The 25,723-nt window shown below is 73.8% G+C and carries 21 protein-coding genes; 8 read left to right on the top strand and 13 right to left on the bottom strand.

Going from position 1 to position 25,723, the window contains the following annotated elements:
• Positions 1–13 precede the first annotated feature (13 nt).
• Positions 14–730, bottom strand: a complete 717-nt coding sequence (locus ACFVN3_RS04320; protein ID WP_378231393.1) for a M50 family metallopeptidase — start codon at positions 728–730, stop codon at positions 14–16.
• Positions 731–1,008: 278 nt separating this feature from the next.
• Between ACFVN3_RS04320 and ACFVN3_RS04315 the strand changes: the two genes are divergently transcribed.
• Both ACFVN3_RS04315 and msrB read left to right on the top strand, forming a co-directional pair.
• On the top strand, positions 1,009–2,520 hold the full coding sequence (locus ACFVN3_RS04315; protein WP_378230906.1) for a DEAD/DEAH box helicase: 1,512 nt from the start codon (positions 1,009–1,011) through the stop codon (positions 2,518–2,520).
• A 137-nt stretch (positions 2,521–2,657) separates the two neighbouring features.
• Entirely contained in the window at positions 2,658–3,086 is a 429-nt protein-coding gene (gene msrB / locus ACFVN3_RS04310; protein ID WP_313661710.1) for a peptide-methionine (R)-S-oxide reductase MsrB, read from the top strand.
• Here the strand turns inward: msrB and ACFVN3_RS04305 are convergent.
• The 5 genes from ACFVN3_RS04305 to ACFVN3_RS04285 all read right to left on the bottom strand — a co-directional run bounded on the left by ACFVN3_RS04305 (position 3,055) and on the right by ACFVN3_RS04285 (position 8,182).
• Positions 3,055–3,516 (bottom strand): DUF2809 domain-containing protein, encoded by a 462-nt coding sequence (locus tag ACFVN3_RS04305; RefSeq protein WP_378230902.1) that lies wholly within the window; start codon positions 3,514–3,516, stop codon positions 3,055–3,057. The genes msrB and ACFVN3_RS04305 overlap by 32 nt on opposite strands.
• 19 nt (positions 3,517–3,535) lie before the next feature.
• On the bottom strand, positions 3,536–4,039 hold the full coding sequence (locus ACFVN3_RS04300) for a MarR family winged helix-turn-helix transcriptional regulator (RefSeq protein ID WP_378230900.1): 504 nt from the start codon (positions 4,037–4,039) through the stop codon (positions 3,536–3,538).
• A 152-nt stretch (positions 4,040–4,191) separates the two neighbouring features.
• Complete coding sequence (locus ACFVN3_RS04295; RefSeq protein ID WP_378231391.1) at positions 4,192–5,898, bottom strand: MDR family MFS transporter; 1,707 nt, start codon at positions 5,896–5,898, stop codon at positions 4,192–4,194.
• Positions 5,899–6,048: 150 nt separating this feature from the next.
• Positions 6,049–6,552, bottom strand: coding sequence for a MarR family winged helix-turn-helix transcriptional regulator (locus ACFVN3_RS04290; protein WP_172820077.1), 504 nt, complete (start codon positions 6,550–6,552; stop codon positions 6,049–6,051).
• Positions 6,553–6,727: 175 nt separating this feature from the next.
• Entirely contained in the window at positions 6,728–8,182 is a 1,455-nt protein-coding gene (locus tag ACFVN3_RS04285; protein ID WP_378230898.1) for a sugar porter family MFS transporter, read from the bottom strand.
• 265 nt (positions 8,183–8,447) lie between these two features.
• On the opposite strand from ACFVN3_RS04285, the gene ACFVN3_RS04280 reads away from it, so the two are divergent.
• From ACFVN3_RS04280 to ACFVN3_RS04270, 3 genes are all read left to right on the top strand, one after another.
• A complete protein-coding gene (locus tag ACFVN3_RS04280) occupies positions 8,448–9,047 on the top strand; it encodes a hypothetical protein (protein ID WP_378231389.1) in 600 nt (199 codons plus the stop codon).
• 556 nt (positions 9,048–9,603) lie between these two features.
• Positions 9,604–10,224, top strand: coding sequence for a DUF47 domain-containing protein (locus ACFVN3_RS04275; RefSeq protein WP_047231395.1), 621 nt, complete (start codon positions 9,604–9,606; stop codon positions 10,222–10,224).
• A 5-nt stretch (positions 10,225–10,229) separates the two neighbouring features.
• Positions 10,230–11,231 carry an inorganic phosphate transporter gene (locus ACFVN3_RS04270; protein ID WP_168732087.1) on the top strand — a complete coding sequence of 334 codons (1,002 nt, stop codon included), beginning with the start codon at positions 10,230–10,232 and terminating at the stop codon, positions 11,229–11,231.
• Positions 11,232–11,331: 100 nt separating this feature from the next.
• Here ACFVN3_RS04270 and ACFVN3_RS04265 read toward each other — a convergent pair whose 3' ends face one another.
• From ACFVN3_RS04265 to mshD, 3 genes are read right to left on the bottom strand one after another with little or no spacing between them, the layout of a single operon-like run.
• Positions 11,332–12,327 (bottom strand): NUDIX domain-containing protein, encoded by a 996-nt coding sequence (locus ACFVN3_RS04265; RefSeq protein WP_378231387.1) that lies wholly within the window; start codon positions 12,325–12,327, stop codon positions 11,332–11,334.
• A 45-nt stretch (positions 12,328–12,372) separates the two neighbouring features.
• Positions 12,373–14,637 (bottom strand): RNA degradosome polyphosphate kinase, encoded by a 2,265-nt coding sequence (locus ACFVN3_RS04260; protein WP_378230895.1) that lies wholly within the window; start codon positions 14,635–14,637, stop codon positions 12,373–12,375.
• Between the two features lie 43 nt (positions 14,638–14,680).
• Positions 14,681–15,712 carry a mycothiol synthase gene (mshD, locus tag ACFVN3_RS04255; RefSeq protein ID WP_378230893.1) on the bottom strand — a complete coding sequence of 344 codons (1,032 nt, stop codon included), beginning with the start codon at positions 15,710–15,712 and terminating at the stop codon, positions 14,681–14,683.
• Between the two features lie 160 nt (positions 15,713–15,872).
• Here mshD and ACFVN3_RS04250 point away from each other — a divergent pair, with 160 nt between their 5' ends.
• From ACFVN3_RS04250 to ACFVN3_RS04240, 3 genes are all read left to right on the top strand, one after another.
• On the top strand, positions 15,873–17,180 hold the full coding sequence (locus ACFVN3_RS04250; RefSeq protein ID WP_378230891.1) for an MFS transporter: 1,308 nt from the start codon (positions 15,873–15,875) through the stop codon (positions 17,178–17,180).
• A 239-nt stretch (positions 17,181–17,419) separates the two neighbouring features.
• The gene (locus tag ACFVN3_RS04245) at positions 17,420–18,550 is read left to right on the top strand and encodes an FAD-dependent oxidoreductase (RefSeq protein WP_378231385.1); all 1,131 of its coding nucleotides are present in this window, start codon (positions 17,420–17,422) and stop codon (positions 18,548–18,550) included.
• A gap of 40 nt (positions 18,551–18,590) precedes the next feature.
• Positions 18,591–19,952: an MFS transporter gene (locus ACFVN3_RS04240; protein ID WP_378230888.1), complete on the top strand. Its 1,362-nt coding sequence runs from the start codon at positions 18,591–18,593 to the stop codon at positions 19,950–19,952.
• Between the two features lie 34 nt (positions 19,953–19,986).
• Here the strand turns inward: ACFVN3_RS04240 and ACFVN3_RS04235 are convergent, their stop codons facing one another.
• The 4 genes from ACFVN3_RS04235 to ACFVN3_RS04220 form a co-directional block, all read right to left on the bottom strand.
• Positions 19,987–20,886: a pentapeptide repeat-containing protein gene (locus tag ACFVN3_RS04235; RefSeq protein WP_378230886.1), complete on the bottom strand. Its 900-nt coding sequence runs from the start codon at positions 20,884–20,886 to the stop codon at positions 19,987–19,989.
• Positions 20,887–20,996: 110 nt separating this feature from the next.
• Positions 20,997–22,436 carry a cellulase family glycosylhydrolase gene (locus tag ACFVN3_RS04230; RefSeq protein WP_378230884.1) on the bottom strand — a complete coding sequence of 480 codons (1,440 nt, stop codon included), beginning with the start codon at positions 22,434–22,436 and terminating at the stop codon, positions 20,997–20,999.
• A gap of 202 nt (positions 22,437–22,638) precedes the next feature.
• The gene (acs, locus tag ACFVN3_RS04225) at positions 22,639–24,657 is read right to left on the bottom strand and encodes an acetate--CoA ligase (protein ID WP_378230882.1); all 2,019 of its coding nucleotides are present in this window, start codon (positions 24,655–24,657) and stop codon (positions 22,639–22,641) included.
• Between the two features lie 230 nt (positions 24,658–24,887).
• Positions 24,888–25,721 carry an RNA methyltransferase gene (locus tag ACFVN3_RS04220; RefSeq protein ID WP_378230880.1) on the bottom strand — a complete coding sequence of 278 codons (834 nt, stop codon included), beginning with the start codon at positions 25,719–25,721 and terminating at the stop codon, positions 24,888–24,890.
• Positions 25,722–25,723 lie beyond the last annotated feature (2 nt).

The following is a 25,723-nucleotide window of genomic DNA, read 5'->3' as shown; positions in this document are numbered from 1 at the left end:
CCTCAGGCCGACCTCAGGCTGCCGGGCCCACGATCCACGACCCACCGAGCACAGCGGCGCCGAGCGTGACGACGAGGAACACGCCCACCCAGAACAGCCCGGGGACGCGGGTGAGCCGCGCGAGGATGTCGGCGTCGGACGTCGCCGCCCGGCCGCGCGACCGCTCGCTCTGCAGCTCGAGCACCGGCCGGACCGCGCCGAGCAGCAGGAACCAGGTGACGGCGTAGGCGACCGCGCTCTGCACGTCGGGCGTCGCCCACCACGACACGCCGACGAGCGCGGCGCCGGTGACGAGCACGGACCACAGCCCGAACCAGTTGCGGATCTGCAGCAGCATGAGGGCGAGCAGCACGACGAGCAGCCACAGCAGCCCGACGGCGTAGCCCTGGCGCAGGAGCGCGGCGGCGCCGAGCCCGATGAGGCCCGGGCCGACGTAGCCCATGAACGCGGTGAGGATCATGCCGAACCCGCGCGGCCGGCCCGACGACACGGTGAGCCCGGAGGTGTCGGAGTGCAGCCGGATGCCGGACAGGCGCCGTCCGGTGAGCAGCGCGGCGATCGCGTGCGACGCCTCGTGCGCGATCGTCACGACGTGCCGCGCGACGCGCCAGACCGGGGTCACGAGGACGACGGCCAGCGCGAGCGCGCCCATCGCGACGACGACGGCGGTCGCCGGGGGAGCGACGGGCGTCGTCGCGGCCTCCCACACCTGCCCGACGACGTCCCCCACGGAGGAGGCGCCGTCGCCGCCCGTGGTGGCGCCGCCGTCGGACAGCACGGCGCGGGCTACGGCGAGGGAGGGCGTCAGCGCGTGCACGCGCGCCATTCCACCACAGCCTGCTGTGCCCGCGGGCGGCGTGACGAGACGCACCTCACCCGTGCTCCGGCGTCGGGCATGAGACACTGGACGTTCGAGGGCAGCGCGATCCCGCGCGCCCCGCGTCGTGGAGATCCCCCCGGATTGCGTGCGGCGGACCCCGACCTTGAGCCCCGAGAGGCCCATCACCTGTGACTTCCTTTGCCGATTTCGGCCTGCCCACCCCTGTCGTGCGCGAGCTCTCGCGCCAGGGCATCGACTCCCCGTTCCCCATCCAGACCGCCACGCTGCCCGACTCGCTGAAGGGCCGTGACGTCCTCGGCCGCGGCCGCACGGGCTCCGGCAAGACCCTCGCGTTCTCGCTGCCGACCGTCTCACGCCTGTCGTGGGCCAAGTCGTCGCGCCAGCCGCGCCGACCCCGCGCCCTCGTGCTGTGCCCGACGCGCGAGCTCGCCAACCAGATCAACGCCACGATGGAGCCGGTCGCCAAGGCGCTCGGCCTCGTGACGACGACGATCTTCGGCGGCGTCGCGCAGTCGCGCCAGGTCGCCGCGCTCGACAAGGGCGTGGACATCGTCATCGCGTGCCCCGGCCGCCTCGAGGACCTCCTCAACCAGCGCCTGCTCACGCTCGACGCCATCGAGATCACCGTGCTCGACGAGGCCGACCACATGGCCGACCTCGGGTTCCTGCCCGGCGTGAAGCGCATCATGGACAAGACCCCGAAGCAGGGGCAGCGCATGCTGTTCTCCGCGACGCTCGACAACGGCGTGGACCAGCTCGTCAAGCGCTACCTCAGCAACCCGGTGCGCCACTCGGTGGACGACGCCGCGGCCGCGCCCCCGCAGATGACGCACCACATCCTCGCGGTGCGCGACGCGGACGCGAAGAAGCAGATCGTGCACGAGCTCGCGTCCGGCACCGGCCGCCGCGTGCTGTTCATGCGTACCAAGCACCAGGCGAAGAAGCTCGCTAAGCAGCTCACCGCCAGCGGCGTCCCGGCTGTCGACCTGCACGGGAACCTCGGCCAGGGCGCGCGCGAGCGCAACCTCGAGGCGTTCTCCTCGGGCGCCGTGAAGGTGCTCGTCGCGACGGACATCGCCGCGCGCGGCATCCACGTGGACGACGTCGAGCTCGTCGTCCACGTCGACCCGCCGGCCGAGCACAAGGCGTACCTGCACCGCTCGGGCCGCACCGCGCGCGCCGGGTCGGAGGGCGTCGTCGTCACGGTCATGCTCCCGGAGCAGCGCGGCGACGTGCGCGACCTCACGCGGAAGGCGAAGATCACGGCCCAGCCGAAGCCCGTCGCCCCCGGCGACGCGACGATCAAGGGTCTCGTCGGCGAGGTCGCGGAGTACGTGCGCCCGGCGGACATCACGCCGCCGCAGACGCAGGCGAAGCGCGGCACCACGTCCACCAACGGCGGGTCGCGGGCGTCGCGCCGCAACCGTGGCGGTCAGGGCGGCGGCCGTCCGGCGGCCCAGGGTGCCGGTCAGGGCACGACGGCGCAGCGCGGCCAGGGCGGTCAGCGCCCGGCGGGTGCGGGCCGCCCCGAGGGCGGCGGCAGGGACGGACGCGGCGCCCCCGGCACCGGGAACGGCGCGGCGGGCCAGGGCGGCGGCCGTCGTCGCGGCGGCCGCGGTCGCGCGCAGCGCCCCGCCGGCGGGTCGAGCACCGTCTACTCGACCTCCAGCCCGCGCTGACGCGTCCCCCACCCGGTTGTGGGCATGAAATGGGCCCGGTCTCTTCGTCGAGACCGGGCCCATTTCATGCCCACAGCGGAGGGTGACGGCGGGAACACGGGGCCGCGCCGCATGGTTGGGATCGTCGGAGGTGGATCATGACCAGCCAGACCCACGACAACCAGCCCTACGAGGTCGTCAAGACCGACGCCGAGTGGCGTGCCGAGCTGTCACCGCAGGAGTTCGCCGTGCTGCGGCAGGCGGGGACCGAGCGCGCGTGGACCGGCGAGCTGCTCGACGAGAAGCGCGTCGGCGTCTACGCGTGTCGCGCGTGCGGCAACGAGCTGTTCCGCTCGGACACCAAGTTCGACTCGCACTGCGGGTGGCCGAGCTTCTTCAGCCCGCTCGCGGGCGACCGCGTGGAGCTCCTCACCGACCGCAGCCTCGGCATGGTGCGCACCGAGGTGCGCTGCGCGCGCTGCGGCTCGCACCTGGGCCACGTGTTCGACGACGCGCCCCAGACCCCGACGGGCGACCGGTTCTGCATGAACTCGGTCAGCCTGACGTTCGAGGCGGGCGCGGAGTAGTCGATCGGGCGCCGACCCACGTGTCGACCGCGCACGCGAGGCCGACGCCCACCAGATAGCAGACCAGGTCCCGCACCGCGAACGTGCTGCCCAGCAGCCACGCCGCGGGCGGGACCGCGTCGTTCACGACGACCGCCAGCCCGGTGGCCTGCAGCGCCTCGACCGCCCAGCACCAGCCGAGCGCGAGGGCGCCCGCGACGAGCGGGCGGACGCGCGCGAGCACGAGGACCACGAGCACGTAGGTCGCGACGGCGTAGAGGACGTCGCCGCCGACGTCCCCCCACGGGTCGGGCACCCGCGTTGCGACGAGGAACCCCGCGACCACGACGAGCCCGAGCACGACGGCGACGACGAGGCGTCGCCGACGGGGTCGCGAGTGCAGCGGTGCGGCGACCGCACGCGGCGCGCGGCCGCCGTCGGGCACCGTCACGCGAGGTCAGGGCGAGGCGTCACCGGTTCGCGGCCCAGCGCACGACGTCGTCGGAGTAGCGGTGCAGCAGGTCCGCGAGCGTCGCGACGTCGGCGCGGTCCCAGCCGTCGAGCGCCTCGGTGATCGAGATGACCCGGCCGCTGTGCGCGGCGTGGAGCCGGGCCTCGCCGTCGGGAGTGAGCGTGATGAGCTGGCCGCGGGAGTCGTCGGGGTCGACCTCGCGAGCGACGAGGCCCAGCGCGTGGAGCCGGCTGAGCTGACGCGAGATCGTCGCCCGCCCGACGCCGAAGTGCGCCGCGAGCTCGGAGCCCCGGACGCCCGGGTGGTCGGCGATGTGCGCGAGCAGCGGATACGCGCTGGCCTCGAGGTCCGGGTGGATCCGGCGCGCCATGGCGGTCGCTGCCGCACCTCCGCGGCGCAGCAGGACGCGCAGCTCGCGTTCGAGATCGACGTACGCGACGTCCGGCTCGGCGGCGCGCGCGGCGTCGGGAACGGGGCGGGTGGGAGCGGTCTCGGCGGGCACACGCCCATTCTGACGCCCGGGACGGCACGCGGTCACGACCGTCCGGAAAACCTCACCCGCTGGACGACCGACCAACACGCTGAGTGCATGAAATATGCGGCCCCGAACCGATTCGAGACCGCATATTTCATGCACTCAGCGTGCGGGGTGGGTCAGCGCGACGAGCGCGTCCCCGCCTCGTCGGCCACGCCCGCAGGTTCCCACGCCTCGAGGAGCGTCGACTCCGTCTCCTCGGCGAGCGTCACGCGGCCGGGGGTCGCGTCGACCGGGGCCTCGCTGCCGGCGAGCGCGGCCTCCTTCTCGAGGCGCTCCTGCAGGCCGGTCTTGGTGCCGAGCGGCACCTCCTTGAGGAACGACACCGCGATCAGCGCGATGAGCGCGAGCGGCACGGCGACGAGGAAGATCTCGGCGATGCCGTCGCCGTAGGACTTCTCGACGAGGTCCTTGATCGGCGCGGGCAGGGTCGAGACGTCGGGCACGGCGTTGCCGCCGCCCATCGAGTCGGCCGGGATGCCGAGCTTGGTCAGGCCGTCCTGGATCGACGTCGTGACCTTGGTCGCGAGCACCGCGCCGAGCACGGACACGCCGATCGCGCCGCCGAGGCTGCGGAAGAACGCGACGGTCGAGGTGCCGGCGCCCATCTCGTCGACGTCGAGCGTGTTCTGCACGGCGAGCACGAGGTTCTGCATGAGCATTCCCATGCTGACGCCGAGGAAGAACAGGTAGACGCTGATGAGCGTGAAGCTCGTGTGGTAGTCGATCGTCGACAGGGCGAACAGCGACGCCACGAGGACCGCGCCACCCGTGACCATGAAGGCCTTGTAGCGGCCGTAGCGCGTGATGAGCTGGCCGAACAGGGTCGACGCGACGAACGTGCCGACGATCATCGGGATCGTCAGGAGGCCCGACTCGGTCGGGGTCTTGCCGCGCGCCACCTGCATGTACTGGCTGAGGAACACGGCGGTCCCGAACATCGCGACGCCGACCGCGACGGACGCGACGACCGCGAGGACGAACGTGCGGTTCTTGAACAGGTGCAGCGGGATGAGCGGCTCGGGCGTCACGCGCTCGACGAGCACGGCACCGACGAGCGCGAGGACCGCGCCGCCGACCATCGCGAACGTCTGCCACGAGAGCCACTCGAAGTTCTGCCCGGCGAACGTCACCCACAGCAGGAGCGAGGAGACGCCGGCGCTGATGAGGATCGCGCCCCAGTAGTCGATCCGGACGACGCGGCGCGCGACCTTCGGCAGGTGCAGCGTGCGCTGGAGCACGATGATCGCGGCGATCGCGAACGGCAGCCCGACGAAGAAGTTGAGGCGCCAGCTCACGGCGTCGGTGAGGACACCGCCCAGGAGCGGTCCGCCGATCTGGCTCACGGCCATGATGCCGCCCATGAGGCCCATGAACTTGCCGCGCTCGCGCGGCGAGATGATGTCCGTGATGAGCACGGTGGCGAGCGCCATGAGGCCGCCCGCGCCGATGCCCTGGAACGCGCGGAGCGCGATGAGCGTCCCGACGTTCTGCGACAGTCCGGCGAGCGCCGAGGAGACGACCGCGACGACGAGCGCGACCTGGATGAGGACCTTGCGGTTGGTGAGGTCGGCGAGCTTGCCCCAGATCGGGGTCGAGATCGTCATCGCGAGCAGGGTCGACGTGACGACCCAGGTGTAGGACGACTGCGAGCCGTCCAGGTCGCTGACGATCTTGGGGAGCGAGCTCGAGACGATCGAGCTCGCGAGGATCGCGACGAACATGCCGAGGAGGATCCCGGAGAGGGACTCCATGACCTCGCGACGGGTCATGGACGTCTCGGCGCCGCCGGGCGGGGCGGTGCGTTCTGGTGTGGTGCTGGTCATGAGGCGCAGAGGTTCCTTGCTCACGGGGCCGTGTCGGAGGGCCGCGTGTCGTGGGGTGGTGTCAGGTGGTCTGGTGGCCGGTCCGCGCGGCGGCGCGGGCGGCGGTCGAGGGGCGTGCCCGACGACGGTCGTGCCGCCGGGCGCCGTCGGTCACCCGGTCGTGCGGGGAGCGTCGTGGCCGGCGACGACCGCCGCGGCGACGCGCTCGATGTGGCGTGTGGCCTCGACGATCTCGTCGTCGTGCCACTCGGCGAACGTCGTGGCGGCCAGGGCGTCGATGTGCTCGTACGCCCGCAGGACGAGCGTGCGCCCGTCCTCGGTGAGCTCGACGGTCCGGGCGCGCCGGTCGTCGTCGTCCACCGTGCGGCGGACGAGGCCCTCGTCGACCAGGTGGCTCACCTGGCGGCTGGCCACGGACAGGTCGACGCGGAGCCTCGCGGCGACGTCCCCGAGCTGGACGGGACCGCACCGCTGGAGCATGCGGAGCAGCCCGAACGAGGAGCGCGGGATGTCGAGGTCCCGCGCGATCCGCACGGCCGACTCGCGCTGCGCGCGGGCCAGCTCGTCGAGCGCGCGGATGAGGCCCGCCGCGGGGGACGGGTCGGGTGCGAGCTCGGGGGCCGCGGTGGTCGCGGAGGGGGTGATGACGGGCACGACTACTCCTTGGTTGCTGCAGGCAAGCATACGCCTCGCAGTTGCTTTCAGCAACCATTGTGTGGAGCAAGGAATTCCCGGGCGCCCCGTCGAGGCCCGGAGACGGCCGAACCCGGGGTCCGTCCCCACTCGGCGCGTGCCGTGAGGACCGACCCCGGGCTCGGGACGAGAGGCGTCAGTGCGCGGTGCGCCCCACGCGCTCGTCGCCCATGTCCTCGAGCTCGATGCCCTTGGTCTCCGGGACCTTGCTGAAGACGAAGACGAAAGACAGCGCCGCGAAGATCGCGTACATGAGATAGGGGATCGTGGCGCCGAACGCCGACAGCATCGGCGGGAACGTGAGGGTGATCGCGAAGTTCGCGAGCCACTGCGCCATCGCCGCGACGCCGAGCGCGGCCGCGCGGATGCGGTTCGGGAACATCTCGCCCAGCAGCACCCAGACGAGCGGCCCCCACGACGCTCCGAAGAACACGACGAACGCGTTCGCGGCGACCAGGGCGATGGGCCCCCAGGGGTCGGGCAGCGTGATGTCCTTGCCGCTCCCGACCGCCTGCGTGAACGCGAGCGCCATGAGGCCGAGCGAGACCGTCATGCCCGCCGAGCCGATGAGCAGGATCGGGCGACGCCCCACCTTGTCCACGAGCGCGATCGCGATGAACGTCACCGCGACGTTCGTCACGGACGTGATCGTCGAGACGAGGAACGACTGGCTCTCGTCGAACCCGACGGCCTGCCACAGCGTCGTCGAGTAGTAGAAGATCACGTTGATCCCGACGAACTGCTGGAACACCGACAGCAGGATGCCGACCCACACGATCGGCTTGAGCCCGAACGACGAACCCTTGAGCGTCCCCTCCTGGGCGTTCTTCTCGTCCACCGCGATCGAGCGGTGGATCTGCGCGATGCGGTCGTCGACGTCCTCCTCCGGGCCGAGGACGGACTCCAGCACGGCGCGTGCCTCGTCGTCGCGACCCTTCGCCACCAGGTAGCGCGGCGACTCGGGGATGCGCATCGCCAGGATGCCGTAGACGGCGGCCGGGATCACGCACACGAGGAACATCCAGCGCCACGCCTCCCACCCGAGCCACAGCTCGTTGGAGGCCCCGCCCGCCGCCTCCGCGAGGAGCTGGTCGGACAGCAGGGCGGCGAAGATGCCGACCGTGATCGCGAGCTGCTGCAGCGATCCCATCCGGCCGCGCAGCCGGGCCGGCGCGATCTCCGCGATGTACGCCGGGGCGATGACCGAGGCGATACCGATGCCGACGCCGGCCATGAAACGCCAGATCGCGAGGTCGAAAGCCGACCACGCGATCGCGGACAGGATCGAGGACGCGAAGAACAGGATCGCGCCGAAGACCATCACGCGCGTGCGGCCCCACCGGTCGGCCAGGCGGCCGCCCGACCAGGCGCCGAGCGCGCAGCCCAGGAGCGCGATCGCGACGACGAGACCGGTGACCGCGGAGTCGAGGTCGAACTGCCCCTCGATCGCCGCGACGGCACCGTTGATGACCGAGCTGTCGAAGCCGAAGAGGAAGCCGCCGACCGCGGCGGCGACGGCCAGGCCGATGGCCTTCCGGTGCGCGCTGCGTGCGCTCACGGTCGCGTGACCTGCTCCGTCGCTGCTCGACATCTCGTCCTCCGCTCCGTCCCGGAGCCGGTCGAGGCCCCTCTCGTCACTGTAGGGCGGGGTGCTTTCGGTGGCGCGGTGAACGGGCCCTCGCCCCGTGGAGGTCTCGACCGGCGCGGGGCGGAAGCCGGGGCACGGCGCCCGGCCGGTGCGACCGGGCCGCCGTCGGGTGGACACTGGGCGCGTGCCCGACGACGTCCCCGCCACCCCCGCAGACCGGCCCGACCCGGGTCGGACCGATCGCACGCAGCGACCCCGCCGCCCGGCGATGCTCGACCCGCGCGACGCCGACGAGCTCCCCGGCGAGCTCGACCCCGCGCTGCGCGACCAGGTCGCGCACACGACCGCGCACGCGATCGTGCACCGCGCGCGCGACACCGAGGACCCCCGGGTCGTCGAGCGCCTGGTCCACCTCGTCGAGACCGAGGGGCTCGACGTCGTGGCCGGCCTGTGGTCCGACGCCGCCCCGAACTCCCTGCCGGGCGCGCTGTGGCGGCTCTACGTGCTGCGGGAGTGGGTGCGTCGCGACCCGCAGACGGTGGCGCTGCGGTACCGCCTCGGGGTCGACGCCGCCCCGGTCCACGAGGCCATCGCCGGGGTCCCCCGGCCGCCCGGGCCCCAGGACGTGCGCGACCTCGCCGACGCCGTGCTCTCCGGAGTGTTCACCGGCGACCTCGCGGTCGCGCTCGAACGCGCCGGGTCGTTCTGCCGGATCCTCGCGACCGGCGCCGCGTTCGACGCCGACGCCCGCGAGGTCGCCGACCCGGACGGCGCGCTCCGCATGACCCGCGGGGCCGGTTCCCTGCTCCGCACCGCGCAGGAGCTCGAGCACGCCGCCGAGCTCTGGCGCGCCGACCGCCTCGACTGAGCTGCCGCGGGAGAACCCTGACCGCGCGAGGGAGAACCAGGGTCTTGTCTCGGCTGGCTGGGGGGAGCAGGGTGCAGGTTCCGGGGGCGGTGCGCACGTCGGGGGGCGGGGTTCTCGCGGAGCGCGAACACGGGGCCGACCGGGTACCTCGGGGGCCGGTCGGCACGTACGATGGTTCACGACGCCGGGCCGCGGTAGCCCCGGGCTCCACACTCAGCCGCTACGAGCGGCCACGCGCCGAGAGGCGCTCCCGGTCCGGCGTCACTACTTCCCCTCCTGCCGCGAGCGCGACGCTGCGCGCCGGAGGGCCACCGGCCCGGCGAGGACGCCAGGCACGGGCTGTGAGCGTCCTGAGGGTCCGGGACCTTCGCCCCGACGATTCCAGCATCGCTCCGAGCGTCGGCTACATTTGACGAGAGTTCGACGTGCGTTCATCCAGAGATCATCCGACCCGAGATCGTGACCACCCCGGCCGACCGGCCTGTCCGGCGGCCGAGCGGCCCTTGTGGCCGACGCCAGCTCAGACCCCTACCCCGCGTCCCTTCCGGAGCCTCCCGTGCGCCTGCGCCTGACACCGCGCGACACCTCGTTCTTCGACCTTCTCGCCGCCTCGGCGCAGCACCTGGTCACAGGGTCCACGCTCCTGGCGGAGCTGCTCGGCGCGGACCGCCCCACGCGCAAGCAGCTCGCGAAGCAGCTCAGCGAGACCGAGCACCTCGCGGACGACGCGACGCACTCGATCATGCGGCGGCTCAACCAGACGTTCGTCACGCCGTTCGACCGGGACGACATCTACGCCCTCGCGTCCGCGCTCGACGACTGCATGGACTTCATGGAGGAGGCTGCCGACCTCATCGTCCTCTACAAGGTGGACGAGCTCCCGGCCCGCGTGTCCGAGCAGGTCCAGGTGCTCCAGCGTGCGTCGGAGCTCACGGCCGAGGCGATGCCGCGCCTGCGCTCCATGGACGACCTCCCCGAGTACTGGGTCGAGGTCAACCGCCTGGAGAACCAGGCGGACAAGGTCCACCGCAAGCTCCTCGCCGAGCTGTTCGACGACGTCTCCGACCCGGTCCTCCTCATGAAGCTCAAGGAGATCGTCGAGGTCCTCGAGCAGGCGGCCGACGCCTTCGAGAAGGTCGCGAACACGGTCGAGACCATCGCGCTCAAGGAGTCCTGAGCCCCGTGGAGGTAGTGCTCGTCGTCGTCGTCGTGGCGTTCGCCCTGGCGTTCGACTACACCAACGGGTTCCACGACGCCGCGAACGCCATCGCGACCTCGGTCTCGACCCGGGCTCTCACGCCCCGTGCGGCGCTCCTCATGGCCGCGGTGTTCAACCTCATCGGCGCCCTGCTCGGCACCGCCGTCGCGCAGACCATCGCCGAGGACATCGTCGCCGTGAACGACGTGCCACCCCATCAGGGCCTCGTGATCGTCCTGTGCGGGCTCATCGGCGCGATCACGTGGAACCTCATCACGTGGTGGCTGGGGCTGCCGTCGTCGTCGACGCACGCGATCATCGGCGGCCTCGCGGGCGTCGGCATCGCGTCGGGCATCACGGTCCACTGGGACGCGATCCTCGACAAGGTCGTGCTGCCCATGATCTTCTCGCCGCTCATCGGTTTCGGCCTCGCGTTCGCGCTCATGGTGCTCGTGCTGTGGATCTTCCGGAACGCCGCCCCGGCGCGGGCGTTCCGTCGGTTCCGCATCGCGCAGACCGCCTCGGCCGCGGCGATGGCTCTGGGTCACGGCCTCCAGGACGCGCAGAAGACCATGGGTGTCATCGTGCTCGCCCTCGTCGCGGGCGGGTTCCAGGACGACAACACCATCCCGCTGTGGGTCAAGCTCTCCGCGGCGACCGCGATCTCGCTCGGCACCTACGCCGGCGGCTGGCGGATCATGCGCACGCTCGGGCGCAAGATCATCGAGCTGGACCCGGCGCGCGGCTTCGTCGCCGAGTCGGTCTCGGCGGTCGTGCTCTACGCCAACGCGTTCATCTTCCACGCGCCGGTCTCGACGACGCACACGATCACGTCCGCGATCATGGGCGTCGGTGCGACGAAGCGGCTGTCAGCCGTGCGCTGGGGCGTGGCCAAGAACATCGGTGCCGCGTGGGTGCTGACGATCCCCGCGGCCGCGCTCGTGGCAGCCGTCGTCTACTGGATCCTCAGCCCGATCCTGCTCTGACGCCGCGCGCCGGACGCGCGTACCGCGTACGACGACGAGGACGGCGCTCCGCCGACCCGGGTTCCGCCCGGGCCGGCAGAGCGCCGTCCTCGTCCTGGTCTCAGTGCAGGGGCGGGGCGACCTTCTCCGCCGCGACGACGCGCGGGCCCTTGGGCGTGCGCGCCACGTGGGCGACGATCATCTCGCCCGGCTCGAGGAACGGGTCGTGCGTCGGCAGCGCGTTCGCGACGGGCCGCCGCGAGTGCTGCCCGAGCACGTCGAGCACGGTGGGCAGCACAGGCCGGTGGGTGCACAGCACCGACGACCGCTCGGCCTCGAGGAGCTCGCGGACGGTCCGCGCGACGCGCGCGGGAGAGCGCTCGTGCTGCGCCTCCGTGAGGTGGTCGATGCTCACGGTCTCCAGCCCCGAGGCGCCTGCGTAGGGCGCGATCGTCTGGGCGCATCGGTCCCAGCGGCTCGTCACGACGGTCTCGACGCCGTACGCCGCGAGCACGGGCACCAGGGCGACGGCCTGGGCGTGCCCCGCGGGCGTGAGCGGACGGTCCTGCTCGTCACCGTGCCACGCCGAGCGCGCGACGGCCTTGCCGTGCCGCGCGATGACGACGACGTGCGTCGCCAGCCGCCCCTCCTCGCGCTCGCGCACGAGCGCCTCGAGCGGGGCACGGTCGGCCTGGCGCGTGAGGCGCTGCGCGGCGTCGTCGGCCGACAGCCACGCGGCGCGGTCGATCTCCTGCGGCGACACCGGCGGGACGGGGGCGCGTGCGGCGAGCGCACCAGCGTCTGCCTTCTGCGAAGCCCGGCGCGCCGCCCAGTAGTGCACGCGCTTCACGCGGCCCTCGGGCGTGAGGTACTGGAGTCCCGGCAGCGGGACGCCCAGCACGACCGGCTTGCCCGTCTCCTCGGCGACCTCGCGCGCGGCCGCGGCCTGGAACGTCTCGCCGGGGTCGAGCTTGCCCTTGGGCCACGACCAGTCGTCGTAGCGGGGCCGGTGGACGAGGCGGACCTGGAGGTCGTCGTCGTGCACGCGCCACACGAGCGCCCCGGCCGACTCGATGACCGGGGCGTGCGACACGTGCGTGGGGCCGAGGGCGTCCACGAGGGGCAGACCGCTGCGCAGAGCGGGGGAAGGCACTCCCATCCGCTACCGCCTCCCGACGAGCCGGCGGCGCTGTCGCTGCACGAGGCTCGCCTGGAGGTCGACGAGGGGCGTGCCGTCGGGACCCGACTCCGGCCGGTGCCACGTGCCGTCCGGGTCCAGGTGCCAGGACGCGGTGCGCTCGGACATCGACACGTCGAGCAGGTCGAGCAGCTCGATGACCTGGTCGGGGTCCGTGATGCGCACGAGGGCCTCGACGCGGCGGTCGAGGTTGCGGTGCATGAGGTCGGCCGAGCCGATGAACACCTCGGGCCCGCTCTCGGGGCCTTCTCCGATCGCGGGGCCGGCGGAGTTCGCGAAGGCGTAGATGCGCGAGTGCTCGAGGAAGCGGCCGAGGATCGAGCGCACGCGGATGTTCTCGCTCAGCCCGGGCACGCCCGGGCGGACCGCGCAGATGCCCCGGACGACGAGGTCCACCTTCACGCCCGCCTGCGACGCGCGGTACAGCGCGTCGAGCGTCGTCTCGTCGACGACGGAGTTGACCTTGATCTTCACCCACGCCTCGTGCCCGGCCTGCGCCGCGGCGGCCTCGCGGTCGATGCGCTCGACGAGCCCCGAGCGGACCGTGCGCGGCGCGACGAGCAGGCGGTGGAACCGCGACTGGGGCGCGTACCCGGAGAGCTGGTTGAACAGCCGCGTGAGGTCTTGCCCGACGTCGGGGTCGCACGTGAGCAGCCCGTGGTCGGTGTACAGGCGCGCGGTCTTGGGGTGGTAGTTGCCCGTGCCGACGTGGCAGTAGCGCCGCAGGCCGTCCGACTCCTGGCGCACGACGAGCGAGAGCTTGCAGTGCGTCTTGAGCCCGACGATCCCGTACACGACGTGCACGCCCGCCTGCTCGAGCTTGCGCGCCCAGGAGATGTTGGCCTGCTCGTCGAACCGGGCCTTGATCTCGACGAGCGCGAGCACCTGCTTGCCCGCCTCGGCGGCGTCGATGAGCGCGTCGACGATCGGCGAGTCGCCCGACGTCCGGTACAGGGTCTGCTTGATCGCGAGCACGGCCGGGTCGGCTGCCGCCTGCTCGAGGAACGTCTGGACCGACGTCGAGAACGAGTCGTACGGGTGGTGCAGCAGGACGTCGCGCTCGCGGATCGCGGCGAACACGTCCGTGGGCGACGCGCTCTCGACCTCGGCGAGGAGGCGGTGCGTCGTCGGGACGAACGGCGGGAAGTGCAGGTCCGCACGGTCGAGGTCGGCGATGAGGTTGAGCCCGGTGAGGTCGAGCGGCTCCGGGACCTCGTACACCTCCTCCTCGACCACGCCGAGCTCGCGCACGAGCAGCGCGCGGATGCGCGGGCTGATCCCGGGCGTGAGCTCGAGCCGGACGGGCGGGCCGAACCGCCGCCGCAGGAGCTCCTTCTCCATCGCCTGGAGCAGGTTCTCGGCGTCGTCCTCCTCGACCTCCACGTCCTCGTTGCGCGTGACGCGGAACAGGTGGTGCTCGCGCACCTCCATGCCGGGGAACAGGTGGTCGAGGTGCTGGGCGATGACCTCCTCGATCGGCACGAACGACGTCGGCCCGCGGTCCGGGGCGGCCGTCTGCGACGTCGGCGCGCTCGGGCGCCCGCGCGCGTCCACCGCGATGAACCGCGGCAGGAGCGGCGGCACCTTGACGCGCGCGAAGTGCTCCTTGCCCGTGGTCGGGTTCGCCACGACCACCGCGAGGTTGAGCGAGAGCCCCGAGATGTACGGGAACGGGTGCGCCGGGTCGACGGCGAGCGGCGTGAGCACGGGGAAGATCTGCTTGCGGAAGAACTTGTGCAGGCGCTCCTGCTCGCGCGTCTCGAGCTCGTCCCAGTGGACGAGCGTGATGCCCTCGGCGGCCAGGGCCGGCTGGACGTCGTCGGCGAACACGCGCGCGTGCCGCGCCATGAGGTCGTGCGCGCGCTCGCTGATCGCGTCGAGCACCTGGCGGGGCGAGAGCCCCGAGGCGGCGGTGACCGCGATGCCGGTCGCCATGCGGCGCTTGAGGCCGGCGACCCGGACCATGAAGAACTCGTCCAGGTTGGACGCGAAGATCGCCAGGAACCGCACGCGCTCCAGGAGCGGCTGGCTCGGGTCCTCCGCGAGCTCGAGCACGCGCTGGTTGAACGCGAGCCAGCTCAGCTCGCGGTCGGCGAACCGGTCGTCGGGCAGCGGACCGAGGCCGAGCTCCGCGCCCACCGGCTCGATCTCGGGTTCCTCGGCGATGTGCTCGGCGATGTGCGCGGCGAGGTCCGGGTCGAGCGTGCGCTGCGTGGACGTGTCGGTCATGGGTTCATGGTGGCACCAGTTGGTGAACGGTGCGTGACACGGGTCACCGGGCGGCCGGGCGCGCGTACTGCACGTGCACCGCGCGGCGCGTGAAGCCCGCACGCTCGTACGTGCGCACCGCGGGCACGTTGTCGCCGTCCACGTACAGCACCGCGGTCGTCGCGCCCCGCTCGACGAGGTGGGCGAGCCCGACGGCGGTCAGCAGCCGGCCGAGCCCCTCGCCCTGGGCGGACGGGACCACGCCGACGACGTAGATCTCGCCCTCGCGCGCGCCGTCGGGCTGGCCGGTCGGGATCTTGGTCCAGACGAACCCGACGAGCTCCGCCGTACCGGAACCGGGAGCCGGGGTGCGTTCGAGGAGCAGGAGCCCGGCCGCGTCGAACCAGTCCTCCCGCATCCGGGCGTGCAGGTCGTCGACCGTGAGCCGGCCCTGCTCCGGGTGGTGCGCGAACGCCGCCGCGTTGGCCGCGACCCACGCGGCGTCGTCGTCCCCCGGCACGAACGCGCGCAGCCGCAGGCCTGCGGGGATCTCGGGACGCGGGTGCGCCCCCGGCCCGTCGAGCGGCCGCTCGAGGACGAGCAGCTCGCGCACGACGTCGTACCCCGCCCGCGCGGCGAGGCCGCGGGCCGCAGGGAGGTCGCCGTGGGCCCAGACCCGCAGCGGCGGGCGCTGCGTCCGGGTGGGCTCGCCGTCGGTCTCGGCGCCGTGACGCGGCTGACCGTCGTGGTCGTGGTCGTGGTCCGGGTCGCTCGGGGGCGGCTCGGCCGCGCGGTCGGCCGCGCTGCCGAGCAGGTGGAACCCGAGCCCGTGCCGCCGGTGCTCGGGGCGGACCACGAGCTCGGCGCTCGGCGCCTCGCCGCGCTTGTCCACCTGGGCGTACCCCGCGAGCTCACCCGCGCGCCACGTGAGGAGGTGCACGACGTCGTCCGTCGCCTCGCGCAGGTTGAGCAGCGGCTGCTCCGAGAGGGCGGCGACGCCGTCCTCGCGCTCGGCCGCCGCGGCGAGGTCGTGGACCTGCGCGATCTCGACGTCGTCGATGAGCGGGCCGGTGTGCCAGAGGATCGCGGTCTCCACCGGTCCATCTTGCCCCCGGCGCCCCGCGCGACCGAACCCGGGGCGCTCGCTCGACGCGTCGTGCCTGGTCGGGAAGGTTCCGGGGTGGGTGACGGTTGTCACGTCCGACGGTTCGCGGCATCGACGACGGAGGGCAGGGGGCGCCATGGGTGCGTGCGCGGTGGAGGAAGCCACGGAGCAGGTGGCGGGGGCGTCGCCCGCGACGGCGGCCCCGGTGCCGGCGGTGCAAGACAGGCCCGGACCGGCACCGTCGCCGGGCGAACCGCGAGAGCCGGCGATCTGGACCCGGAACTTCCGCTACTACTTCACCGCCCGCAGCGCCGGGCTGCTGAGCTGGGCGATGCTGCCCGTGGCGGTCTCTGCCGGTCTGCTCAGTTCCGGGTACGGGCTGGCCGTGGCGGGGTACGCGATGGCGTTCCTCGTCGCCCCGTTCGCGGGCCTCGTGCTGTTCGGCGGGGTGCTCGCGGACCGGTTCACGGCGCGCCGGATGATGATCGTCGCCGACGTCGCGAACCTCGCCGCGCACGTGCTCCTCGCGGTGCTGTTCGTGCGGGGCATCGACCACCTGTGGCACCTGTACGCGCTGCTCGCGGTGGCGGGCACCGCCAACGCGCTGTTCCAGCCGGGTGCCGCCTCGACCGTCCCCCTCGTGGCGCGCGACGTGCAGGGGGCGAACGGGATCCTGCGGACCTCCGAGGCGATCACCGGGCTGGGCGGCCCCGCGCTCGCCGGCGTCCTGGTGGGGTTCGGGTCGACGGGCTGGGTCATGATCCTCTCCGCCGTCGCCTACGGGACCAGCGCGCTGTGCCTCCTCGCGCTCCGGCTCGGCGTCGTGCCCGCACCACCGGCCGGGGCCGGGCTGTGGCACAACCTCGCCGTCGGCTGGCGCGAGTTCCGCTCCCGCACCTGGCTGTGGGGCGTCATCGTCGTCTGGATGGTCTACGCCGTGCTCGCCTGGGGGCCGCAGCTCCCCGTGGCGGCAGGCGTCGTCGTGCCGGAGCACGGTGCGACCGCGTTCGGCATCCTCAACAGCGCGCTCGGCGTGGGGACGGTCGTCGGCGGGCTGCTCGCGATCCGGTTCAAGCCCCGGCGACCGCTCGCGGCCGGGGCGCTCGCCCTCGTCGCCTACCCCCTCTACCCGCTCGGCCTCGTGCTCGGCTGGCCGGTGTGGGCGCTCGCCGTCGCGCAGGTGCTCGTCGGCGTGGGGGTCGGCGTGTGGGGCGTCATGTGGGCGACGAGCGTGCAGACCCAGGTGCCGGGCGACGTGCTCAACCGGGTCCACGCGTACGAGGTCGCGGGGTCGGTCGGCATGTACCCGATCGGTGCCGCCCTGGCCGGGCCCGCCGTCGCCGCGTTCGGCACCGACCGCGTCCTCCTGGTGGGCGCGGTCGTGGGAGCTCTCACGGTCGTGGCGCTCCTCGCCGTCCGGCCGATCCGCACGCTCGAGCGCGTCCCGGACCGCACCTGATTGCTCCCCACACCGCTGACGGCTCCCGCCCGTCCGCGAGAACGACACCACCCGCCGTCGAGCACGACAGGGAGTCGTCATCGGCCCGATGACGACCCTCGTGTCGTGTTCGGCACATCACCCGGGTGGCGGGGAAGGTTCGGCAGGCCGGGGCCGTTGAGGCGGTCGTGAGCGAGGTGACGGACGTGCGGGAGACGGTGGGCGCGGACGCGGGGACGCCCGGTGGCCCGGGAGACGGCGTGCACGACGTCGTGGTCGTCGGCGCCGGGCAGGCGGGGCTGTCCGCGGCCTATCACCTGCGCCGTGCGGGGCTGGACCCGCTCGTGCTCGACGGCGGTCGTGGCCCCGGGGGCGCGTGGCAGGAGCGCTGGGACTCGCTCACGATGGCGGAGACGCACGCCGTGCACGACCTCCCGGGCGTCCCCCTCCCGGCCGGGGACCCCGCGGAGCGCGCGAACGTCGCGGTGCCGCGCTACTACGCCGCGTACGAGCGCGAGAACGACCTGCGCGTCGTGCGCCCGGTCACGGTCGACGACGTGGCCCAGGACCCCGAGGACCCTGCCCTGCTGCGCGTGCGCGCGTCGGTCGGCGCCGGGCCCGACCCGCGCGTGCTGACCGTGCGCACGCGCACCCTCGTCAACGCGACGGGCACGTGGACCCGGCCGTTCTGGCCCCGCTACCCGGGGATGGAGACGTTCCGCGGCCGCCAGCTCCACACGCGCGACTTCCGCGCGGCCGAGGACTTCGCGGGGCAGCACGTCGTGGTCGTGGGCGGCGGGGCGTCCGCGACGCAGCTCCTGCTCCAGATCGCCCCGCACGCGTCCGGTACCACGTGGGTCACGCGCCGCGAGCCCGTCTGGGTCGAGGAGGAGTTCTCCCCCGAGCTCGGGCGCGCGGCCGTCGCGCGCGTCGCCGAGCGCACCTCGGCGGGGCTCCCGCCGGGGAGCGTCGTCTCGGTCACCGGCCTGCCGCTCACACCCCGCTATCGCGCGGGGATCGCGAGCGGGGTGCTGCGCCGTCGGCCGATGTTCGAGCGGGTGACGGCCTCGGGCGTCGAGTGGGCCGCGGGCGCGAACGACGACGGCCTGCTCTTCCAGCCCGCCGACGTCGTCCTCTGGGCCACCGGGTTCCGGGCGGCGCTCGACCACCTCGCTTCGCTCGGCCTCCGCGGGCCCGGCGGCGGGATCGTCCTCGACGGCACGACGGCGGCGCGCGACCGGCGCGTGCAGCTCGTCGGGTACGGGCCGAGCGCGTCGACGATCGGTGCGAACCGGGCCGGGCGCGAGGCCGCGCGCGGAGTCCTGCGTGCGCTCGCCGCGAGCCCGGACCTCGGGGGCGCGGCGGGATCTCGTCTCCCGGTGGCGGTGTAAGCCCTCGCAAGGGCGGGCCGCCGCGGCCTACGGTGCACCCGTGAGCACCGAGCCGCCCGCCCCCGACCCGTCGTCCGTGCCTCCCGTGGCAACGCCGGACGATCCTGCCCTCCCGACGCAGCGTCGCACCCTCACGACGCTCGCCGCGACGCAGGTCCTCTCGGGGGTCGGCGTCGCGAGCGGGATCGCGGTCGCGCCGCTCGTCGCGTCCGCGCTCTCGGGGTCCGACGCGATCGCGGGGCTCACCTCGACCTCGGGCGTCGTCGGCGCCGCGCTCGTCGCGCTGCCGCTCGCGCACGTCGCCGGGCAGCGCGGGCGACGGCCGTCCCTGCTCCTCGGCTTCGGCGTCGCGACCGGCGGCGCGGTCCTCGCGACGGGCGCCGTGCTCGTCGGCTCGTGGCCGCTGCTCGTCGTGGCCATGCTCCTGTTCGGGTCGGGCACGGCTGCCGGGCTCGCGTCCCGGTTCGCGGCGACCGACCTCGCGACGCCCCAGCGGCGCGCGCGCGACCTGTCCGTGGTGGTGTGGGCGACGACGGTCGGTTCCGTCGTCGGGCCGACGCTCGCCGGGCTCGCGGACCGCGTCGCCGGTCCCGGCCTGCGGCTCGGCGACGCGCACGCGCAGCACGGCTCGACCGCGCCGAGCGCTGCGCCGTTCGTCCTCGCGGCGGTCGCGTTCGCGCTGGCGGCGACCGTCGTCGTGGTCTGGCTGCGGCCGGACCCGCTGCTCGCGTCGCGCACGACGTCGGACGCGGCGCCCGGCGCCGCGCCGGGTGCTGTGCCGGGCGACGGCACGGGGTCGTCGTGGCGTGACGGTCTGCGCGCGGGGTGGGCCGTCGTGTCGGCCAGCCCGACGGCGCGCCTCGCCCTCGGCGCGATCGTCCTCAGCCACCTCGTCATGGTCGGTCTCATGTCCATGACCCCCGTCCACATGAACCACGGCGGCGCGACGCTCCAGGTCGTCGGCCTCGTCATCAGTGCGCACATCGCGGGCATGTACGCGCTCAGCCCGGTCGTGGGGTGGCTCGCGGACCGGGTCGGGCACGCGCGCGTGCTCTACGTCGGGGGCGCGCTGCTCCTCGCGGCCGCGGTCGTCGTGGCGGGCGCACCGGGCGAGGACTCCGCACGGCTGACGGTCGGCCTCGTCCTGCTCGGGCTCGGGTGGTCGTGCGGGCTCGTCGCCGGGTCGGCGCTGCTCGTCGACGCCACGCCCGGGCCGTCGCGCACGTCCGTGCAGGGCCTCTCCGACCTCGCGATGAACACGGGCGGCGCGGTCGGCGGCATCCTCGCCGGAGCGATCATCGGCTTCTCGTCGTACGGAGCGCTCGCCTGGGGAGCTGCGGCGCTCGTCGTCGTGTGCGCGGTCGTGGCGGCCCCGCTCGCGCGGCGGGCCGCCCTGCGCTGACGGCGCCGGTGAGTGCCGACGTCGCGGGGCCCGGTCAGGGGCGGAGCGCGGCGGGAAGGGCCGTGCGCGCGTCCCGGCGGACGGCGCCGGCCTGCGCCGGGGTGAGGAAGAGCGCACGTGAGAGGTCGGCACCGCGCGCGTCGGCACCGCGCAGGTCCGCACCGAGGAGGTCGACGGCGTCGAGCCGGGCGCCCCGCAGGTCCGCGCCGAGCAGCAGGGCGCCCCGGAGGTCGGACCCGGTGAGGTCGAGCCCGCGCAGGTCCGCGCCGACGAGGTCCGCGCCGGGCCGTAGCCGGCGCCGCACGGCGGCACCGGGCGCCCGGTACGGCGAGGTCGCTCGGGCTGCGTCGCGCCGGGCAGCGTCGCGCCGGGCAGCGTCGCGCACGAGCGCGCTCGCGCGGTCGACGAGCGGCCCGACATCTCTGCGGACGGCGCCGACGTCGAGCGCGAGCAGGGCGGCCGGGGCGAGGTCCGCGAGGGGCGCGGTGCGTGCGAGGGCCCGCCGTGCGTCGTCGTGCACGGGCGCCGCGGGGGGCATGGACAGCACCTCGGCGAGGTACCAGAGCAGCTCGTGGAGCTGCGTGACGACGGGGAGCGCGGCGAACGCGTCGCGCGCGGCCGCGGGGTCGTCGCGCCACGTCGCGCCGTCGTGCGCGGACCGGACGGCCGCCGTCACACGCTGGCCCGCCCCGAGGCAGTCGTACGCGACGCAGCCGGAGAACCCGGACTCGCGCAGCCGGGCGTGGATGCCGCAGCCGAAGTCGTCGCCCAGGTTCGGGCACGGGGTGCCCGCGGGCTTGTCGATCGCGAAGTCGGCGGAGCGGACGAGGTGCAGCCCCACGCAGCACAGGCCGGTGCAGCGCGCGCAGTCGCTGCGCAGGTCGAGCTGCTCGACGAGGAGGACGCGACCGTCGGCCGCGGGAACGGGTGGCACGTCTCGACGCTACGCCGTCCGCCGGACGCCGGGCACGGGCATATCGACCGCCGGGCGCGGGAGGGCGACCGGGGCGACCCGGTCGCCGGTCCCGCGCCCGGCGTGCGGGCTCAGGGAGCGATGCAGGCCGCGGCGGGGGCGGTGGCGGGTGCGGCGCCCGTCGCGATGAAGCCGGCGGTCGTCGTGGCGCCCGCGGCGAGGGCGCCGTTCCACGCGGCGTTCGTCACCCGCTCGCCCGAGGCGGTCGCGCCGTGCACGCCGCCCCAGAGCTGCGCGACGGCGGTGCCCGACGGCAGCGCGAACGTCGCCGTCCAGCCCGTGACCGCGGCGTCGCCCGCCGTGACGACGAGCTCCCCCTGCCACCCGCCCGGCCAGGCGTTCGCGACGCGGACGGTCGCGGAGCACGCCGCGTCGTCCGGAGGGTCGGTCGGGTCGGGCGGGTCGGTGGGGTCCACCGGTCCGTCGCCGCCGAACCACGACGCCTCGACCGCGGTCTCGCGCAGGCCGCCCGGCCCGTCGATGACGCGCGTCCCCCAGGCGCTCGGCGACGCGGCGTCGAACCCGAGGACCATGTCGAGGTACGGGTCGGTGTTGCCGCTCCACGACCATGCGAGCCAGCCGAGGTCGAGGCGGTTCGCCTCGGCGATGACGACGTCCGCGTCGACATCGCCCTCGGCCCGCTTCCAGCCGAACTCGCCGACCATGATCGGCAGTCCGGCGTCCACGAAGTGCTCCAGGTAGTCGGTGACCGTCGCCGCCTGCGCGTACACGCCGTACATGTGGATGGAGAAGATCGTGTTCGCGTCCGGGTCGGCGTCGAACACGCCCTGCGCCTCGGCGCGCATGACGTTCGTCCAGTCCTGCCCCCAGTTGGGAGCGTCGACGACGATCGCGTGCTCGTAGCCGATGCCGCGCAGGCGCTGGATCGCGGCCGACGTCTCGGGTGCCCACCGCTGGTTGACCGTCGCGTCGTTGCCGAACGGCTCGTTGCCGATGTTGACGAGCACGAAGTCCTCGGTGCCCGCGAGCGTCGGGTAGAGGTCCTCCCAGTAGTCCACCGCCTGGTCGAGCGTCCCGGCGTCGGGCGCGTACTGGTCGCCGTAGCCCGTGGTGTCGTGCACCTCGAGGACGCACACGAGGCGGTTCTCCTCGCACAGGTCGACGACGTGCGCGACGTCCTCGGGGGAGTTGCGCGTCCACTGGTCGCCGCTCGACAGGACGACGCGCACCGTGTTGGCGCCGGCCGCCTTGATGTCGGCGAACGACCCCGTGGTGTGCGTGTACCAGGTGTGCGCGTGGTTGACGCCGCGCAGCACGAGGTCGGTGCCGTCGGCCTCGACGACCCGTCCGTCCGCGACGTGGATGCCCGGCGGCGTGGCCTCCCCGGTCTCGGTCTCGGCGGCCGCCGCGGACCGCGCGGTGACCGTCGCGACCGCGCCGCAGGTGGCGAGGATCGCGGCGGTCGCGAGCGCCGCGACGAGCGGGGCGGACCGCCCGGGCCCCGGCGGGTGGGCGGCGTCGGCGTCGGGAAGGGGAGCGGTGCGGCTCATCGGACGACCTCGTCTCTGTCGGCTGCGCACGCCCGGGTCGGCGTGCCCCGACATCGTGAGGCCGGGGCTGCGCCGTCGGGCAGGGCCTGAACCGATTAAGCCAGTCGCCCGCGGCCGAGCCCGAGTCTGCCGCGCACGAGAACGGGGTCGGTGTCGTTCTCGCGCGGAGAACGACACCGACCCCGTGGTCGGCGACGGTCGGTCAGTCGTCCGAGGACGACGGCTTCTGGAGGCCGGCCGAGATGAGCTCCATGACCGACGAGTCGGCGAGGGTCGTCGCGTCGCCGACGGTGCGGTTCTCCGCGACGTCGCGCAGCAGGCGGCGCATGATCTTGCCGGACCGGGTCTTGGGCAGCTCCGGCACGACGAGGATGCGCTTGGGCTTGGCGATCGGGCCGATCTCCTTCGCCACGTGGTTGCGCAGCTCGGTCTGCACGGCGGCGGCGCCGTCGGCGTCCGCGGCCCGGGCCGCGTGCTCGCCGCGCAGGATGACGAACGCGACGACGGCCTGGCCCGTGAGGTCGTCGCTCGCGCCGACGACCGCGGCCTCCGCGACGATCTCGTTCGACACCAGCGCCGACTCGATCTCCGTGGTCGAGAGACGGTGGCCCGAGACGTTCATGACGTCGTCGACGCGCCCGAGGAGCCAGATGTCGCCGTCCTCGTCCTTCTTGGCGCCGTCGCCCGCGAAGTAGATCCCCGGGAAGCGCGACCAGTACGTGTCCTTGAAGCGCTCGAGGTCGCCCCAGATGCCGCGCAGCATGGACGGCCACGGCTCGGACAGCACCAGGTACCCGCCGCCGCCGTTCGGCACCGAGTGCGCCTCGTCGTCGACGACGTCCGCGACGATGCCCGGGAGTGGCACCTGGGCGGAGCCCGGCTTGGCCGCCGTCACGCCGGGGAGCGGGGAGATCATGATCGCGCCGGTCTCGGTCTGCCACCACGTGTCGACGATCGGCGTGCGGTCGCCGCCGATGACGCGGCGGTACCACATCCACGCCTCGGGGTTGATGGGCTCGCCCACCGACCCGAGCACGCGCAGCGACGAGAGGTCGAACCTCGCCGGGATCTCCTCGCCCCACTTCATGCACGCGCGGATCGCGGTCGGCGCGGTGTAGAGGATCGAGACCTTGTACTTCTCGACGATCTCCCACCAGCGGCCCTGGTGCGGGGAGTCGGGCGTGCCCTCGTAGATCACCTGGGTCGCGCCGTTGAGCAGCGGCCCGTAGACGACGTAGGAGTGGCCGGTGACCCAGCCGATGTCGGCCGTGCACCAGTAGACGTCGCTCTCGGCCTTGAGGTCGAAGACGTTGCGGTGCGTGTACGCGGCCTGCGTGAGGTAGCCGCCGGTCGTGTGCAGGATGCCCTTGGGCTTCCCGGTCGTGCCGGACGTGTAGAGGATGAACAGCGGGTGCTCGGCCTCGACCCACACGGGCGTGTGCGTCGTGTCGGCCGACTCGAGCGCGTCGTGCCACCACACGTCGCGGCCCTCGGTCCAGGCGGTGTCCTGGCCGGTGCGGCGCACGACGAGCACGTGCTCGACCGTCGTCGGTTCCGCGCCCTCCTTGGGTGCGATCGCCTCGTCCACTGCCGGCTTGAGCGCGGAGGCCGCGCCGCGGCGATACCCGCCGTCGGCCGTGATGACGAGCTTCGCCTCGGCGTCGGCGATGCGGCTGCGCAGCGCGTCGGCCGAGAACCCGCCGAACACGACCGAGTGCGGGGCGCCGATCCGCGCGCACGCGAGCATCGCGACGACGGCCTCGACGACCATCGGCAGGTAGATGACGACGCGGTCCCCGGTCTCGACGCCGAGCGCAGCGAGCGCGTTCGCCGCGCGCGACACGTCGCGCTGCAGGTCCGCGTACGTCACCGTGCGCGTGTCGCCCGGCTCGCCCTCGAAGTGGATCGCGACCCGGTCGCCCAGGCCCGCCTCGACGTGACGGTCCACGGCGTTGTACGCGGCGTTGAGCGTGCCGTCCGCGAACCAGCGCGCGACGGGAGCCTGCGACCAGTCGAGCGTCTCGGTGAACGGCGTCCGCCACGTGACGAGGTCGTTCGCCTGCCGCGCCCAGAACGCGAGCCGGTCGGCCCGCGCCTCCTCGTAGAGCGCGGGCTGCGCGTTCGCCTGCGCGGCGAACTCCGGGCTCGGCGGGAAGCTCCGGGTCTCGTGGAGGAGGTTCTCCAACCCGGGCTGAGCAGTGGTGGACTCGTTCTCTGGCACGCTGACCTCCGGTGCGCATCGACTCTGGTGCGGCGCCCGCGCGTGGGCCACCGGGGGAGCGGAGGCGGACGCAGGGCGGCCGGACGCCCACCGTGGCGGGCCCCGACCTTCGGGAGTCTAGACCCGTTGTCGTGAGCGCGGTCACAGAGGTCCACCATTCGGCGGGATCGCTCGCAAATGCACCGAGGGTGGGAACCGCGCCGCGCGCGCGGACCCGGAGCCAGCCCGCGTCAGCGCGCCCGGCGCTGGCGCACGGCCTCGTAGAGCACGACGGTGGTGGCGCTCGCGGCGTTGAGCGAGCTCGCCGTGCCGAGCATGGGGATGCTCACCATGACGTCGCAGGCCTCGCGCCAGCCCGCGCTGAGACCGGTCGTCTCGTTGCCGGTGAGGACGAGCGTCGGGCCGGTGAGGTCGTGCTCGGCGAGCTCGACGTCGCCGTGCTCGTCCGTCCCGAGCAGGGTCAGCGGGACCCCGGCGGAGCGCTGTGCGGCGACCCAGTCGAGGACGTCGCGGCCCGCGGGGACGCGGACCGTCGGCACGGAGAAGATCGAGCCGGTGCTGGCGCGCACGGCGCGCGGGTCGTACGGGTCCGCGGCGTGCCCCGCGACGATCAGGCCGCCGCCCCCGAACGCGTCGAGCGACCGCGCGACCGTCCCGACGTTCCCCGGGCTCGTGGGCCGGTCGAGCACGACGCCGAGGAACGCGGTGTCGTCCCCCGAGTCGCGGCCATCCGCGGCGATCCGACCCAGGTCGTCGGGCGGCGTCGCGACGATCGCGAGCAGCTCGGGCGCGTCGTCCTCCTTGCCGCCGAGCTCGCGCATCAGCGCCGACGACACGGCGAACCGCTGGGTACGCACCCGGTCGAGCATCGCGTGCGCCCAGCTCGAGAGCGACCGGTCCGCGTCGACGAGCCACGTCCGCACGGTCCAGCCCGACTCGACGGCGAGCGTGATCGGGCGCACCCCCTGGACGACCGTCTCGCCCGCGCGGTGCCGCTTGGTGCGGTTGGTGAGCAGCGCCTCCCACTGCTGGAACGAGGCGTTGCGGGTGGTGACGCGCTGCACGG

The sequence above is a fragment of the Cellulosimicrobium sp. NPDC057862 genome, assembly GCF_042797035.1.
GTDB lineage: Bacteria > Actinomycetota > Actinomycetes > Actinomycetales > Cellulomonadaceae > Cellulosimicrobium.
This window is presented reverse-complemented; position numbering and strand designations above follow the sequence as displayed.